The organism is Chryseobacterium sp. 2P, from assembly GCF_059579425.1.
Map to the genome: position 1 here is coordinate 1,859,947 of NZ_CM184194.1, position 15,818 is coordinate 1,875,764.

General features: G+C 35.3%; 15 protein-coding genes and 4 tRNA genes. 12 read left to right on the plus strand and 7 right to left on the minus strand.

Annotation, left to right across the window (positions count from 1 at the left end; genetic code table 11):
• Positions 1–876: 876 nt before the first annotated feature.
• Genes prmC through AC52CF_RS08485 form a run of 5 tightly spaced genes read right to left on the minus strand, consistent with a single transcriptional unit; the run spans position 877 to position 5,021 of the window.
• On the minus strand, positions 877–1,728 hold the full coding sequence (gene prmC, locus AC52CF_RS08465) for a peptide chain release factor N(5)-glutamine methyltransferase (RefSeq protein WP_496518058.1): 852 nt from the start codon (positions 1,726–1,728) through the stop codon (positions 877–879).
• Between the two features lie 10 nt (positions 1,729–1,738).
• A complete protein-coding gene (locus AC52CF_RS08470; protein ID WP_496518059.1) occupies positions 1,739–2,884 on the minus strand; it encodes a retropepsin-like aspartic protease in 1,146 nt (381 codons plus the stop codon).
• A gap of 8 nt (positions 2,885–2,892) precedes the next feature.
• The gene (gene yaaA / locus AC52CF_RS08475; protein ID WP_375181513.1) at positions 2,893–3,651 is read right to left on the minus strand and encodes a peroxide stress protein YaaA; all 759 of its coding nucleotides are present in this window, start codon (positions 3,649–3,651) and stop codon (positions 2,893–2,895) included.
• Positions 3,652–3,655: 4 nt separating this feature from the next.
• The gene (locus AC52CF_RS08480; RefSeq protein ID WP_214589980.1) at positions 3,656–4,357 is read right to left on the minus strand and encodes a CPBP family intramembrane glutamic endopeptidase; all 702 of its coding nucleotides are present in this window, start codon (positions 4,355–4,357) and stop codon (positions 3,656–3,658) included.
• Positions 4,358–4,409: 52 nt separating this feature from the next.
• Positions 4,410–5,021, minus strand: coding sequence for an L-threonylcarbamoyladenylate synthase (locus AC52CF_RS08485; RefSeq protein ID WP_214589979.1), 612 nt, complete (start codon positions 5,019–5,021; stop codon positions 4,410–4,412).
• A 101-nt stretch (positions 5,022–5,122) separates the two neighbouring features.
• Between AC52CF_RS08485 and AC52CF_RS08490 the strand changes: the two genes are divergently transcribed.
• From AC52CF_RS08490 to AC52CF_RS08510, 5 genes are all read left to right on the plus strand, one after another.
• Positions 5,123–5,195 (plus strand) — tRNA-Met (locus AC52CF_RS08490).
• 39 nt (positions 5,196–5,234) lie between these two features.
• Positions 5,235–5,307: transfer RNA gene (locus tag AC52CF_RS08495), tRNA-Met, on the plus strand.
• 36 nt (positions 5,308–5,343) lie between these two features.
• A tRNA-Met gene (locus tag AC52CF_RS08500) sits at positions 5,344–5,416 on the plus strand.
• Positions 5,417–5,452: 36 nt separating this feature from the next.
• Positions 5,453–5,525, plus strand: a tRNA-Met gene (locus AC52CF_RS08505).
• 115 nt (positions 5,526–5,640) lie between these two features.
• Complete coding sequence (locus AC52CF_RS08510) at positions 5,641–6,051, plus strand: hypothetical protein (protein ID WP_375191195.1); 411 nt, start codon at positions 5,641–5,643, stop codon at positions 6,049–6,051.
• Between the two features lie 41 nt (positions 6,052–6,092).
• Here AC52CF_RS08510 and AC52CF_RS08515 read toward each other — a convergent pair whose 3' ends face one another.
• Together AC52CF_RS08515 and AC52CF_RS08520 are read right to left on the minus strand one after the other, a co-directional pair.
• A complete protein-coding gene (locus AC52CF_RS08515) occupies positions 6,093–6,299 on the minus strand; it encodes a hypervirulence associated TUDOR domain-containing protein (RefSeq protein ID WP_496518060.1) in 207 nt (68 codons plus the stop codon).
• 440 nt (positions 6,300–6,739) lie between these two features.
• Complete coding sequence (locus AC52CF_RS08520; RefSeq protein WP_336688772.1) at positions 6,740–7,321, minus strand: hypothetical protein; 582 nt, start codon at positions 7,319–7,321, stop codon at positions 6,740–6,742.
• A gap of 232 nt (positions 7,322–7,553) precedes the next feature.
• Between AC52CF_RS08520 and AC52CF_RS08525 the strand changes: the two genes are divergently transcribed.
• From AC52CF_RS08525 to AC52CF_RS08555, 7 genes are all read left to right on the plus strand, one after another.
• Positions 7,554–8,978, plus strand: a complete 1,425-nt coding sequence (locus AC52CF_RS08525; RefSeq protein WP_375181766.1) for a TolC family protein — start codon at positions 7,554–7,556, stop codon at positions 8,976–8,978.
• Between the two features lie 5 nt (positions 8,979–8,983).
• On the plus strand, positions 8,984–9,982 hold the full coding sequence (locus AC52CF_RS08530; RefSeq protein WP_375181767.1) for an HlyD family secretion protein: 999 nt from the start codon (positions 8,984–8,986) through the stop codon (positions 9,980–9,982).
• Between the two features lie 20 nt (positions 9,983–10,002).
• A complete protein-coding gene (locus AC52CF_RS08535; RefSeq protein WP_496518061.1) occupies positions 10,003–11,169 on the plus strand; it encodes an ABC transporter permease in 1,167 nt (388 codons plus the stop codon).
• The gene (locus tag AC52CF_RS08540; RefSeq protein ID WP_375181769.1) at positions 11,166–12,338 is read left to right on the plus strand and encodes an ABC transporter permease; all 1,173 of its coding nucleotides are present in this window, start codon (positions 11,166–11,168) and stop codon (positions 12,336–12,338) included. The genes AC52CF_RS08535 and AC52CF_RS08540 overlap by 4 nt, the downstream gene beginning before the upstream one ends.
• 241 nt (positions 12,339–12,579) lie before the next feature.
• Positions 12,580–12,945, plus strand: coding sequence for a BlaI/MecI/CopY family transcriptional regulator (locus AC52CF_RS08545; RefSeq protein WP_076389915.1), 366 nt, complete (start codon positions 12,580–12,582; stop codon positions 12,943–12,945).
• Between the two features lie 2 nt (positions 12,946–12,947).
• Positions 12,948–14,813 (plus strand): M56 family metallopeptidase, encoded by a 1,866-nt coding sequence (locus AC52CF_RS08550; protein WP_375181770.1) that lies wholly within the window; start codon positions 12,948–12,950, stop codon positions 14,811–14,813.
• Positions 14,814–14,881: 68 nt separating this feature from the next.
• A complete protein-coding gene (locus tag AC52CF_RS08555; RefSeq protein WP_496518062.1) occupies positions 14,882–15,784 on the plus strand; it encodes a GLPGLI family protein in 903 nt (300 codons plus the stop codon).
• Positions 15,785–15,818: the final 34 nt, after the last annotated feature.

Genomic DNA, 15,818 nt, shown 5'->3' on the forward strand with positions numbered 1-15,818 from the left:
GAAATATTTAAATTAAATCTTTTTGTTGTGAAATTTGTTTGAAAAAAGTTTTGAAACGCTTTATTATTCAGGGATTGCTGCAGTATATTGAAAATAACTTAATCGTATAACCCAAGAAAATTTTCGGATTTCGGATTACCAATAAATTAATACAAAAGCTGAAAAGTTATTTTGTTACGAAAAACTGAAAAGAGATTAGTTAAATCTAATTGAAGTTTTATGAAAAATTTCTGTACGAGGATAATTTTAAAAGATCAATCTGTTTAAAGTTTTGATTATCCGCTATTAATCATACTGTTTTTTCTAACGCAAAGGACTCGCAAAGATTCTTTATATACTAACTGTTTTTAAGTTCGCAAAGGTTCTTCGACAAGTTCAGCATAAACTATTCACTCGGCAAAGAACTCAAAGATTTTTCAAATTATAACAAATAACGGACAATCATATTAAAGTTTCTAGTTAAGTGCAAAAGTGACAGATGATCAGATAAATTTTTATAAGTTAATTAATGTGAGTTCAATATGAGAAGATTGAAAATGAAATGATCATTAAACTATTGTATCCGTGAGTTGCGGTAGTCTTTAATTCGATGTAAATTTTTCAAATCAGGATTAACATCAGTTTTAGCTAAATCCAATTGTTTTCTTAATTATTAAATGAAATAGGCTAAAGTTCATTCCTATTGATGTTTTTGTATTGCTTTTACATCGTACTCACGTTAAGTTTTGATTGCTTAAGGTAAAGAATTTTGCTTTTTTAAATCTGCAAATGTTCTAAAGATAGCGTTCCTACGGAACGCCAATCATCGCCCGAATATGATCTCTACACAGATAAAACTCCATAGAGTTTTCTTTAAATAGTCACCAGCTATCAATGTTACTTCCTCCCAAAAACAAACCGGTCATTTTCCGATAAATCTTTGATTAAACAAGCCTCTTCAAAATCATTAAGATATAAATCCACTGTTTCTGGGCCTAATTTCTGATTGATTTCTAAAAATAACAGTCCGTTTTTGTTCAGGTATTTTTTAGCATCTTCGGCTATTTTTCTGTAAAAAATCAATGCATCGGAAGTAGGAGAGAAGAGTGCCATGGTCGGTTCAAAACCTTTTACGGAATGCTCTATTTCCTGTTCTTCATCTTTTCCAATATAAGGCGGATTTGAAATGATAACATCAAAGTTTTCTTTTAAGTCAAAATTCAGATAATCGGCATGAATGAATCTGACATCAAGCTGATGAAATGCCGCATTTTTTCTGGCAATTTCCAGTGCTTTTTCAGAAAAATCGATGGAAGTAACTTCCGCCTGCGGAAAATGTTTTTTTAAAACCAGCGGAATGATCCCGCTTCCTGTTCCGACGTCCAGAATTTTTAAATTTTGAGCATCAAAAGCTGAACTTTTAATCTTCTTTATTGCCAATTCCAGCAGCTCTTCCGTTTCAGGACGGGGAATTAATACGTTTTCATTTACGAAAAATGTCATTCCGTAGAAATCTGTTTCGCCTAAAATATGTTGATAAGGTTTTGAAGTTTTTAGCTCAGAAATAACTTCAAGAAGCCTTTTTTCATCATCTTTTAATAGTTCCTGATCCGCAGATCTTCGCTGATAAAAAGCATCAAATCCGCAGATTTTTTCGATAAATACTGAACTCAGAAATGTAGTTTCCGAGTCTGTATATAAAGCGGAAAGTTCTGTTTTGAAGTAATTTTTTAGTTCTGAAATGGTCATTTTTAGACAATTATTTTAAATGGCTGCTGCTTTTAATCTCAATTTTTTCGCCGTTTTCTTTTTCCAGAATATAATCTTCTTTGCTGAAATATGCCCATTGTAACAGCTCGCATTCCGTAAATTCTGATGCATTTTTACCATTGATCGATTTGATGTGGTCTCCGATCTGTACGTTTTTTGCCGTAGAATTTTCGTTCATGTTTTTTGAAATTACAGTGAGCTTACCGTCGATGAAAAAAGCTTTGGCATCCATTTGTTTTTTAGGAAGCAATGGTTTTCCGGACTGTTTTAAGTAGAAAGTATTTTCGTTAAAATTCATGATTAAAACATCTGAATACTGGCTGAAAAAGGTAATTCCGATCTTGGATTCTTTTGCTTTATTGATGGTAACCGGCAATTGACGGATTACAGTCTGATCCAGTTTTATTTCATCAACAAAAAAGGTGCTGTAAGATTCGGGATTTCCCAAACCGCTCAGTCCCATATTCGTAGAAATGAATTCATCGGCTTGATTTTTAGACTTTTTTTCATCAAAAATAGTATTCATGATGTCCGTATCTTTAGAATTAATTTCCATTACACCCGAAAATCCGGTATCTAACAAACAGTTTTTAAAGGTTTTGTTTTGGATGGTAAAATCGATCAAAGGTCTGTTGCTGTGATAGTAAACCGTCCATTTTTGGTAAGACTGATCCGTCGGAAATGGTTTTTCTGAAATATAAATCAGCTTTTTTGTAAAATCTATTTTCCAGTTGAATTTTTTGATGAAGTCCTGTCCCAGAAGCAGCAGATTGGTGCAGTATAAAAAAGGCATATCAAACGTAACTCCTTTTAGATTTTTTACTTCAAAATTTCCTATGGAAAGCGATTCTATTTTTGTGCTTTTAATCTTTATCTTTTTGTTGCTGGAATCGTTGATGGTTTTATTGGAATCCAGAATTTCTACTCCGGCAGTTTTATTATTGATAGAATTGGTTACGGAAACAGCGGCTCCCGTATCGAGCGCAAATTCTATTGTTTTTCCATTCACTTTTCCCGAAAATGTAAGCAGCTGCTTTTCCAGAGAAAAAGGAATTGAATTAACTTCTGCCTGTTGAGAATAACAACAGATGATTGTTAAAAAGAGATATGAGAGGAGAAAAATTTTTTTCATCATTTCAGGGTTTATCTTACAAAAACCAGTTTGTTTTCAGTCGATTTTTCTTCATTAATGAGATAACCTTCGTAGTTGAAAGCCTTCACATCATCCAAAGTCTGTGCATTTGTCTGTGCGCAAAATCTTGCAACCAAACCTCGTGCATGTTTCGTGTAAACTACAATGGTTTTCAGTTTTCCTTCTTTTAATTCGTAAAAATCAAAATCGATAATTTGATGGTTGAGTTTTTTACGGTCAACTGCTTTAAAATATTCATTGCTTGCAAGATTCAGGAGGATTTCCTTCTTTTTCATTTCAGAATTCAACTGTTCCGTTATCTTTTCTCTCCAGAATTCGTAAAGATTTTTATATTCATCAAATTCAAAAGGTCTTCCCATTTCCAGTCTGTAAAGCATCACTTTATCCGAAGGTTTCAGCAATCCGTATAGTCCGGAAAGAATTCTCTGGTTTTTCTGAAGATAATCTACTGCATCTTTGTCTAATGTTTTGGCATCCAAACCTCTGTAAACCTCTCCTGTAAAGGCAAATAGAGCAGGAGCAGATTCTTTTGCGGAAGGTTTTGCTTTCCATTTTTGGTTTCTTTCCCAGTTTTCGTCTGCTAATTTGGCAGAAATTTCCATCAGCTCAGAAAGATATTTCGGCGATTTTTGTTTTAGATAAGAGTGTATAAATTCTGACTGTTCAATGAATTTAGGCGTAGTGGTTTTCAACAGGTCAGTTGAATTTTCCACATTCATTAATTTGGCAGGGGATGTTACTATTTTCATAATGTTAAAAGACAGATAAATGTTTAAAATCAATTAAGTTCATAATCATCAGAGAAATGAAATCATACATAAAATGGCAGATAATCAGGATCTTAATATTAGAATATATTTTATAAAACATGGCAAAAACAACACCGATGAAGAAAGTTCCTAAAATCTGATTTATCGTTCCGTAAGGGCTATGTAAAATTCCGAAAAGTAGGGCAGAAATGATAATTCCAATATATTGATTATGATAAATTTTTTCAATTCTGGACTGCATATAACCACGCATCAGAAGTTCTTCCACAACACCCGCCGTTAAGCATGTAAAAATAATTAATAAATAATTGTTTTTGAAAATGAAAGAAAGCTGTACAAGCTTATCACTGAAATTTTCGTTTATTAAAATTTTAATTAAAAGGCTTAAAAAAGCACCACCAACGGCACAAATTAAATAAAGACGGAGTATTTTTTTAACATAAAATGAGAAAGAATAGTTTTTGTCTTTCCACAGCAGGAAAGGTTGTTTTTCGATCAGGAAACTGTACAGAAAAGTAATTGCCAAAACCATCCAGAGTACCATTCTGGAATACAAAAATGAAGTCGCAGTAAAGGCTTTTTCTCCTGTTATCATTGAGATAAGAGGAAAAATATACAGCATTACTGCGGCGAGCAAAACAAATGTAAGAAGAATTCCTAAGGAATATTTTCCGTTCAGACTCATATTAAAAACCTTCAACCATCATTTTAAATAAAAAGACAAAGCTTTTTTATAATTAAATATCTCCTTTTCCCTGACGGATAATTTCAGGTTCTCCCGAAGTAAGATCTACAATCGTGGATGCCATATTATCTCCATAACCGGAATCTATCACGATATCAACTAAATGATCGTATTTTTCGGCGATCAGTTCAGGATCGGTAGAATATTCGATGATTTCATCGTCATCTTTAATGGATGTGGAAGCTATGGGATGTCCCAGTTTTTCAACAATTAATTGCGGAATCGGATGATCGGGAACACGGATTCCGATGGTTTTATGTCCTTTGTAAGCGAGCGGCAGACTTTTATTGGCTTCAAGAATAAAGGTAAAAGGTCCCGGAAGATGGCTTTTCAGAAATCTGAAAGTTGACGTATCTATCGGTCTTGTAAAATCTGAAAGATGGCTTAAATCATTACAGATAATAGAGAATTTTGACTTTTCGAGCTTTATTTTTTTGATCTGGGCAAGCTTTTCCATGGCTTTTATGTCGAAAATATTACAGCCTAACGCATAGACCGTATCGGATGGATAAATAATTAATCCACCATTGTTTAAAGTTTTAATAACCTCATTAATAAGGTTTTCCTGAGGGTTATCCGGATAAATTTTCAGTATTTTTGCCATACCTCAAAGATACGAATATTAAAATAGTTTTCATGAAAGTCCTTTATTTAAAAGAAAAATTAGGAGTTTTAAAAATAATTCGTATATTTGCAGTCCAATATCGCGGGATGGAGCAGTAGGTAGCTCGTCGGGCTCATAACCCGAAGGTCATCGGTTCGAGTCCGGTTCCCGCTACTAAGTAAACGTTTGTCGGTAACGTTTTTAAAAATATACCGCGGGATGGAGCAGTAGGTAGCTCGTCGGGCTCATAACCCGAAGGTCATCGGTTCGAGTCCGGTTCCCGCTACTAAGACAGTGTTTCGGTAACACTCTAAAAATACACCGCGGGGTGGAGCAGTAGGTAGCTCGTCGGGCTCATAACCCGAAGGTCGCACGTTCGAGTCGTGTCCCCGCTACTAAGACAACGCTTCGGTGGCGTTCAGAAAATACACCGCGGGATGGAGCAGTAGGTAGCTCGTCGGGCTCATAACCCGAAGGTCATCGGTTCGAGTCCGGTTCCCGCTACTATTTTAAAAGAGTATTGCAATTTTTGTGATACTCTTTTTTATTTATGCGAGCCGGCAAATGCTTTTGTGGCTTAATTTGTGCAGGTATTGTGATACACTTAAATCATTATATTATGTATAAAAAAATTCTCGCAGGTTTGGGCGGAGCAATCGCATTAAACCTTCTGCACGAAATCATCAGGAAAAATTTTGATAATGTCCCCGAAATTAATAAAGTGGGAGAAGAAGCTTTAAATAAAACTTTGGCGAAAGTTGATGCCGAAATTACAGATCATGATAAGCTGTATGCTGCAACCTTAGCCGGAGATATTATCGGCAACGGAATGTATTATGCAACCACTGCTACTACAGGTTTTAATATCGCTTCAGGATTGGCAATGGGAATCGGAGCCATTACGCTTCCACAAAAGATGGGTATGGATGAAAATCCTGTCGCTGAAACTACCCAAAAGAAAGTAATGACGGTGGCTTATTATCTTTTCGGAGCTATTGTTACTAAATTTATTTACGATAAAATTAAATAATTTTTTCTGCGAAAATTTGCCACAAAAAACTGTGGCATTTTTTACATTTTTTTCAGGGAAGAAGCTTTGTGTAAGGCTGATTTTCCTGTTTTTTCGCTCATGACTTCATATTGTGGTTCATCCTCTGTCGCTCTTCTCTGCTTATCCATGAATACAAAGTCTTTTTTATGAATTTTTGTAATCTTTCCGTGAGTTTCTCCGTTGCTGGAATTCCATCTCACCATGTCTCCTTTTTTTAATGTGCTCATTTTGTTTTGATTTGGTAGTGATGTACCATTCAGTTTTTGTGCCATATTTTGAAGTTTATACGAGGAAGATTTGGCTGCGCTTATTTAAATCACATACGTCACATAAGTTTTGTAAGTTATTTTAAAATAAAGATCACATAAGAGAAAATCAAAGATTTTCAAAAACTAATGTGTTCTTCTATGCTGTATGCCGATCAATAAGTTCTCATGTGACTTATGTGTTAAATTTAAATATTTCAAATTTTCAAAATAATAAAAGTCAGAGCTTTCAAAACTAATATGTTCTTGTATGCTTCATGCCGATCAAATGAAAGTTCATGTGATTTATTTATTTAAATTAAAATTTACCTCCGAAACTAAAACTTTGGATTGTAGATTTATAAATAAAAAATCCCGCTTAAAAAAGCAGGATCTCGTATCATTTAATTAAAAAAAATAAATTATTGCGCTAGCTGATTGAAAGGCTTAAGAGCATTGTCATCAGCCATAGTCTGCCCGATAAAATCTTTCTTCTGATTTCCTTGCATTCTGTTAGCTGCATCATTTCCGTTAAAGAAAGACTCGCTTAGTTTTGTGGTGATCTCAGAAGGGTTAAATTCAAATTTTGTATCACCATCCACTCCAAGATATCCGTTCTTTCTTGTAAGATTAGTGATGTAGTTGTTGTAGTTAATTAAAGTGCCTCTGAACATATTATTATGATATTCCATGCACTTTTTCGCTTTTTTGGAAGAATTGTTCAGGATGCAGTTGTTCATATTTCCTCTGTACAGTTTCCATTCAAGCTCTACCTTTCCGTATTCTTTTGCCAGAGCAGTTTTGCCGTTAGAAAGAATGTTCGGATTGTTTTCTTTTTCACTGACCTCTTTTAAATGTTTAATAACTAAAGGAACTGTATTTTCGATTTTGTTTTTAGCTTCGCCTACTGCGCTGAAATCTGCTGCCGGAGAACCTTTCTTTTGAGCGGTAGTAATGTTAAAAATAAGTAATAATAGTACAATTAATAAATTATATCTTTTCATGAGAAATTTTTAAAGCACTAAAATAAATATAATTTCTCAGTTTAAACAAATACATTTTAAATTTATTTAATAAAAATTAACAATTTTATAACGTAAGTGGTTCATTATTGTTAAAATGATGTTTTTAAACTTTTTATGAAAGTCATTTTTTACAATGATTCCCCCAAATTCTTATATATTTTTAATATCTTTAAGGGAACAACACACGATACTAAAATCACATTTTAAGGCTATGAATCATAAGATTATTGCTTTTACTTTATTATGTACCACAAAATTATTCTGCCAGCAGCTTACTTTGCAGCAATGCATAGAAAAAGGAAAACAGAATAATGTCGCTGTAAAACTGGCAGAACAGTCTTTGGAAACAAGGCAGAAAATAGCACAGTCGAGCAAAAACAATATTCTTCCCAAAGTCGATTTTCTTGGCGGATATAACTACATTGGAGAACCCATCAGAGTAAATCTTCAGCAGGTAAAAGACGGAATTGTGGAAGGTTCAGCCAGTCAGAGTGCCTATTCAGCCAATGCGGCTTATCAGCAGATCACAGGAAATCCGCTTCCGCAGCAGGTGCAGAATGTTATTTATCAGACTTCAAAAGATATCATCAGTGCGGTGTACCCCAATTACAATCCTGCCATTGCCAAACAGAGTTATTTTCTTGCCGGAATCCTTGTAAGACAACCGATTTATCTCGGAGGAAAACTGAATGCTTCGAGAGAACTTTCGAAACAGCAGGTGGAAAGCGGGAAAGCCAATCTGGAATCTATTCAGAATCTTAATTCCTACAATATTTCGCTGAACTATATTCAAATCATGTACCTTAATTCCATGATCAAAAAGCAGGAGAAAATGGCAGAAGCTCTGGAAAGCAATGAAAAGTATGCGCAAAATCTTCTGAAAGCAGAGATTATTCCGCCTTATCTTAAAAACTGGTCAGATATTGCCAAAATTCAGGGTGAAACTACTCTTAAAAATTTACGGCTTGAAAAGGAAAATACGTTACTGACTTTAAAAGATCTTATGGGAATTCCTCTTGATGAATCTTTGGAAATTAACGAAGAATTAAATGAAAATATTGAAGTAACCAGTTTTGGTTCCTCAGATAAAAATACAGATCTGAAATTATTACAGAGTAAGAAAAAAGAGGCACAAACCACCAACGATATCACAAGATCTCTGTCTAAGCCCAATATTTTTGCCATTGGAAATTACCAGTTTTTCAGAAATGATCTTCCTTTAATCACGCCGCCGTGGTTAGTGGGCGTAGAAGTTCAGTGGACTCTTTTTGATCCTGAAAGAAGATCCAGAAATCAGGCTTCTGAATCTTTGGTAAAAGAGGCAGATCTGTTAATAGATCAGAAACAGAAATCGGTGGATCTTGCCGTCAGAATTTCTGAAAATAAACTCATCAGTTTCAAAGAGCAGAAAGAAACTTTGGATCTTGCGAGAAAACAGGCATATACTACCACAGAAATGGTGAGAAAAAGAATGGAAAACAGCCTTTCTTCCGTAAAAGATGTAAACGATGCACTGCAGCTTCAGTATGAGGCAGAGAAATTGTATTACACATCTCTGGTGGCTTATCAGACGGTGGTGGCAACCTATTTTTATATTACAGGAAACGTCGAAAATATTACCAATTACATTCCCTAAACAAGATGAAAAATTTTATAAAAAATTACTGGGCAGTATGTATTCCAATTGTTGTATTAGTCATCGCGCTGGTTTATCTTCTTAAGGACAAATCTTCCGAAAGCAGCAGCAAAGATGCGGTTATAGGAATGGTAGACGCTGAATTTGTGGACGTTTCGGCTTCACTTCCGGGTAGAGTTTTGGAGCTTTTGGTAAAGGAAGGCGATGATGTAAAGGAAGGACAGATTATTGCACAGATGAAAACCTCCGAGATTGAAAGCATACAGTCTCAGGTGTCGGAAGCGGTGAAAATTGCACAGAATCAACTGGATAAAGTGAATCGCGGAGTAGAACCGGAAGTATTGAAATCAGCCGAGAATTTACAGCAGATTGCACAACAGCAGATGGATCTGATGTCTAAAACGTACAGCCGTTTTCAGAATCTGTATGCTGAAGGAGTAGTTTCCGGACAGGAACGCGATGTAATTTATTTCAAATACAAAGCAGCCCAGAAAGAACTGGAAACCGCCAATCTGAATGTTCAGCTTTTGAAAAGAGGAAACAATGAAGAGCTTAAAAACTCGGCACAATCGGTTTTAAATCAGGCAAAAAGCGCGGATGAACTTACGCAGGAAATAAAAGACAATGCTTCTATAAAAGCACCCGCTTCCGGAATAATTTCTACGGTAATTGCCAAAAAAGGAGAAATGGTAAATGCGGGGTATCCGATGATGACAATTCAGAAAGATCAGTCTTTTTTTGTGAAATTTAATCTCCGCCAGAATCAGATGACGAAAATAAATAAAGGAAGTCTGGTGACCATGAAAATTCCCGGCTGTACGCCTGAAAAAGTTCAGGGAAGAGTGGCAGAACTGGCTCCGGCTTTAGGCTACGCAGACTGGGTTCCGGAAAAGCAGAACGGAGAATTTGAACTCAGAACGTTTCAGATCAAAGTAAGACCGGAAAATGCAGGTTCCATCAAAGGACTTCGTTCAGGAATGACGGCACAGCTTATTTTTCAATAATTTAATTCACAAGAAGAACCTTGAAAACAATCAGCCAGATTATCATTCGGGAGTGGAAACGGATTTTTTCGATTCCGAATTTCTATGTGGTTTTACTGGTCATTCCGCCGATAATATTCCTTTTTTACGGATTAATTTACCAGAGGCAGTTTGCAAAAGAACTTCCGATGGCAGTTTGGGATGAAGACCAGTCTTCTGTTTCCAGACAGCTTACGGATATGATGGATCACAGCGATCTGATTCATATTACAGAAAAGGTTTCCAGCAATGCAGAAATAGAAAAGTTAATGAAAGAGGGAAAGATTTTTGGAGCTGTACATTTTCCTAAAAATCTGGAGTCGGATGTTAAAAAAAATCATCAGTCAAACATTACTTTGTATACCAACGGAGCGTATCTGGTTCCTGCAAAAATGATTTATAAAGGAGCGGCAGAAGTTATTATAAAAGGCGGTCTTGCCGTAGTTCTCCAGAAAGCGGAAAAGCAGGGAATGCCCGCTGAACAGGCAACAGCTTTGGTTCAGCCGATAAAACTGAATACCACAACGCTCTACAATCCGGACTTTAATTATCAGATGTATTTAACACCCGGACTGATTACAGTCGGGCTTCAAATGGCTTTGGTCGTGGCTTCTGTTTTAATTTTAAATCTTGAATTTAAGCGGAATACGATTGATGAACTCTTAAAAATTTCCGCTTCTTCCTCACAGATCGTAGTCGGAAAAACGCTTGCTCATCTTTGCATTTCATGGATTCTTTTTGTATTGGTTGCTTACATTGTTTTTCCTGTTTTTGAACTGGGAAAACTCCAGACCGATTTCAATTTTTTTCTGATCTATACTTTAATGTCTTTAGCCTGCATCGGAATTGGAATGATGCTTTCTGCAATATCCAATAATCTGCTTTTCGTAACCGATGTGGCTTTGTTCTTTACTTCTCCGGCTTTTGTTTTCAGCGGTTTTACATTTCCGCGATGGGCGATGCCTTGGTACGATCAGTTTTATGCAGACATTATGCCTTACACACACTTTCTGGATGGTTTTATTAAGCTTTATTTCATGGAACTTCCTTTATCGTATGCCATGCCTGAGATTTTTAAACTGCTGATTTTTACCGGAGTAACATTTCCTTTAAGCATTGTATTTTTTCAGAGAAAAATTAATAACTATCTTAAAGAAAAGAGCATATGAAGGAGATCATTGAGATATTTAAAAGAGAGCTTCGGAATGTTTCGAAAGATTCGAGTCTGTTTCTGATTTTGCTTCTCGCTCCGATTCTGTACGCATTCATGTATGGAAGTATTTATTTAAACAAAGGTGAAGAAAAGGTAAAACTGGCGTTAATTGATGATGACGGAACTGCCATTTCCAGAACATTGACGCAGCAGTTCAATTCCACTTCCATGATTGAAATTGTTCCGGCTTCAAATATTGCGGAAGGACAGGAAAAAATGTATCAGGGCGAAGTTCAGGGATATTTTTATATTCAGTCTGGATTCGAGAGAAATATTTTATCGCAGAAACAGGCAAATGTGAATATGGTTCTCAATGCTTCCCGTTTTTTACCTTCCAGCGATTTACTCAGCACTGCGACCAAAGTATGCTTAACGGTTGGAGCAGGAGTGAGGAAAACGTACTTTAATAAACAGGGAATGGGAGAAGATGAATCCATGAAAATGACCAATCCCATCAATATGGATTACCGTCCGCTTTACAATGCGAGTATGACGTATGGAGGATTCCTTTTGCCCGGTTTATTGGCGATTATTCTTCAGCAGACACTTCTGATTGGCGTTGCGGCGGCTTTTACTTCAGAAAGGGAAGAAAATAAACTGCTGAATCTTTATGAAATTTCAAAACAGAGCATTTCTAAAATGATTTTTGGGAAAAGCATCCTTTACTTTTTTGCTTTTATGATTTTCGGATTGTTTTTCGCTGTAGTGAATTTCTCTGTTTTCGGAGTTGAAATTCGCGGAAACGCTATTGATCTTGCGGTAATTTTTGCGCTATTTATTTCTACAATTATCATTTTCGGAATGCTGATTGGAAGCTTTTTTAAGACCAAACTGTTTGCATTTCAGGTTCTTGTATTTTCCTCTTATCCGATATTTCTGATTACGGGATATTCTATGCCGTATCAGGCTTTGCCGAAATTTGTTCAGTTTTTGTCTGATGCTTTGCCGACATCGCCGTTTTTAAAGACCTTTATTTCTATTGTACAATCCGGAGGTTCGCTTTCAGATAATCTTCCGTCGGTCATTCATCTTATTATTTTATGGATCATTTTTGAATGTCTTCTGATTCTGAGAATAAAATATTTAGTCAGTTCATCAGTAACAGAAAAGAAAAATCGGGAGTGATCTTTATGATGATCTGAGGATTTTTAAAACCAGGCAAATAATCCTACCAAAATTTCTTTAACAAATTTTAATAAAATTTATTTACTTGATTATCAATTATTTATTTGTTTTAATCTTTTATCACTAAAAAAATAGTTGTTTGGATGAATTTTATTTCTACATTTGTATAACTAATTTCTTAGTGATATAAAATTTTCGTGAATATTTTTATGTCACATTTAATGATAAAAATGAAAACGATATGAAAATTCAGACTTTAACAAAAGCAGAAGAACAGGTGATGCAGTATTTATGGAAACTGGAAAAAGGATTTCTGAAAGACGTTCTTGATCTTTTCCCTGAACCAAAGCCTCACACCAATACTGTTTCTACCATTTTAAAAGTGCTGAAAGAAAAAGAATTTGTAGACTATAATGTATACGGAAGACAGCATGAGTATTTTCCGTTGGTTTCCAAGGAGCAGTATTCCGGAAAAACCATTAAAAGTCTGGTAAAAAATTATTTCAAAGGATCTTACAAAAGTGCCGTTTCTTTTCTGGTTGAAAAAAATGAAATGACGGTGGAAGATCTTGAGATGTTATTAAACGAACTTAAAAAGAAAAACTAGCCATGGAAACTGTACTTCTCTATTTCGGAAAAGTTATTTTATGTTCCGGTGTAACGTTTCTGTATTATCAGTTGTCTTTAAAAGACAAGACGTTTCATCACTACAACAGATTTTATCTTTTGTCTGCGATGCTCATTTCTTTATTGCTTCCTTTAATAAAGGTTGAAGACTTTACCATTGAAGTAAGCAGTGATTTGTATAAGTTGATAGATCAGGTACAGAATTTTAATACAATTAAAAACTCAAACAATGATTACATTTATTTTAGAATTATTTTTTCGGCTTTGGGACTTGTTTCTTTCTATTTTTTAGGAAGATTCGTCTACGGGATTTTCAGAATCCAAAAGCTTAAAAGTCAGTTTCAGAAAGAAAGTTTCGACGGTATTAATTTTTACCATACAAACTTATCCGAAGCTCCTTTTTCTTACTTTAAAAATCTTTTCTGGAAGAACTCCATCACGCTGAATTCTGATCTCGGGAAACAGATTTTGAAGCACGAAATGGTGCATATTGAACAGAAACACTCCTTCGATAAAATTTTTATTGAGATTATTACCTCTGTTTTCTGGTTCAATCCTTTTTTTCATCTCATCAAAAAAGAAATTAGTTTAATTCACGAATATCTGGCTGATAAAAAAGCCGTAAAACAATCGGACACCAAAGCATTTGCGCAGATGCTTTTAGCAAGCCACTTTTCCGGAAACCAGTTGCCTGCAACCAGTCCGTTTCTTAGTTCAAATCTAAAAAAACGATTAAAAATGTTACAAAAACCTAAAACCAAATTCGGGTATGCGCGTAGAATTTTTGCATTGCCGGTAGTATTTTCTGTTGCGTTTGCCTATTTGGTAAATGCCAAAAACCAAGAAATTAAAGCAACGAATATAGAAATTGAGAAAGCGGTTTCTCAGATTAAAAAAGGAGATAAAATTGTTATTAAAAAAGATACCATTACTCCAGATTCAAAAGATCGTGTCGTCGTAACTCCAAAAGTGTATAAAAAATCGGAAGACGACAAAAAAATAGCAGATTTAAGCAAAAAGATTCAGGAAAAAAGCCAGAATCTGAAAAGTTTAAAACCTGAAAGTGACGAGTACAACAAAAATGTCGAAGAAATCGGAAAACTATCCGGAGAAATCGGAAAAATTGCAAGCTCAAAAGATTTTCTGAAATCGGCAATGGTGATCCGAATGGACGGAAAAGATGTTAATATCAACGATTATTTTAAATCCAAAGAATGGAAAGATCAAATGAAAGATCTGGAAGAACTTAATATTGAAATTCCTGATATTCCAGAAATGAGTTTTGAATTTTCCGATGCTCCTCCAAGTCCTCCTAATGCGCCGAAAGCGCCAAACGCTCCAAAAGTAAAAGTATACTCTTTCCGTGATTCCAGAGACATGAAATGGTCGCCGGAATTTGAAAACAGCTTCAATTTTTCCGAACCAAAAGTAAAAGAATCTGCGGCAATGGCTAAGAGAAGAGCGAAACTTGAAAAAGAAAGAGCCAAGCTGGAAGAAAAAAGAGCAAAATTAGAAGGCGAAAGAGCTAAACTGGAAGCAGAACGAAGAGCTTTGGACGGAAACAGAAAAGTGTACATTTATGGCAATACTTTCAGAAGTTTTCCGGATGAAAAAGTATTCAGAATCCATGCAGACAATATTAAAATCGATAATAAAAATCAATCTGTTGTTGCTTCGGGCATCAAAAATCTGAACGGAGCGGGAGATATGAAGATCTATATTAACGGAAAAGAATCTACCAATGAAGAAATGCAGGCTTTGGATTCTAGAACCATCAAAAGAATGGATGTAAACAAAAGAAATGTAGACGGAAAGATGCAGGGCGAAATCCGAATTCAGACTAAATAATCAAGTTTTTAGACTCTGCTGATTATTTGAAACTAAATAACAGCAGAGTTTTTTTTAAAAAACAGTTTATGAAATATAAATTACTCCTCTTTTTATTGGCGGGAATTCTTGCCAATGCACAGATCAACCGTTTTTTCTATGATTATAAATTCATTCCGGATTCCAATAATAAGGAAGACGTGAAAAGCGAAATGATGTACCTTGATATTGATAAAAACGGTTCGAATTATTACAGCAGAACAAAATTTGTTGCCGATTCCACTTCCAGAGCAGAACTGGAAAAGCAGATCAAATCGTTTTCCGGAAATATCAGTATTAACAGAAGAGAAAATCCGGGACAGGTTTCATTCAAAGTAACCAAAAGCTATCCCGATTTCAAAACATATCTTTTCCGAAGTGTTTCTTCGGATCAGTATAAAATCAGAGAAGATCAGAAACCGGAATGGAAAATTTTATCCGACAAGCAGAAAATCGGGGAATACAATACGCAGAAAGCAACCACAAGCTTTGGCGGAAGAGAATGGATTGCATGGTTTTCTACAGATATTCCTTTTCAGGACGGACCTTATAAATTCTACGGTTTACCGGGGCTGATTGTTAAAATTGAAGATACTACAGGTTCCCACATCATGACTTTGGTCGGAAATAAAAAAGTTGCCCAAGCTGCTGCTTCGGAAAAAGAACCGGAACTTCCGCAAAACATCAGGGTTTTCGGAATGGACGGAAAAGAGCTTGAAGTAACGGAAGATCAGTTCAGAAAAGCGTGGAAAGATTATGTAAATGATCCTGCTAAAAACATGAGGGAAATGATGATGAGAAATACCGATAACTCTAAGATGACTTTTAAAGTAAAAACTTCAGACGGAAAAGAAATTTCAGATCCTAATCAGGTTTTCAGGGAAATGGAAAAGAGAACAAAAGAATCTCTGGCAAAAAATAACAATCCTATTGAGCCGGATCTTGTAAAATAATAGGTTAAATATTTCTTAAACAGGGCGAAAGTAA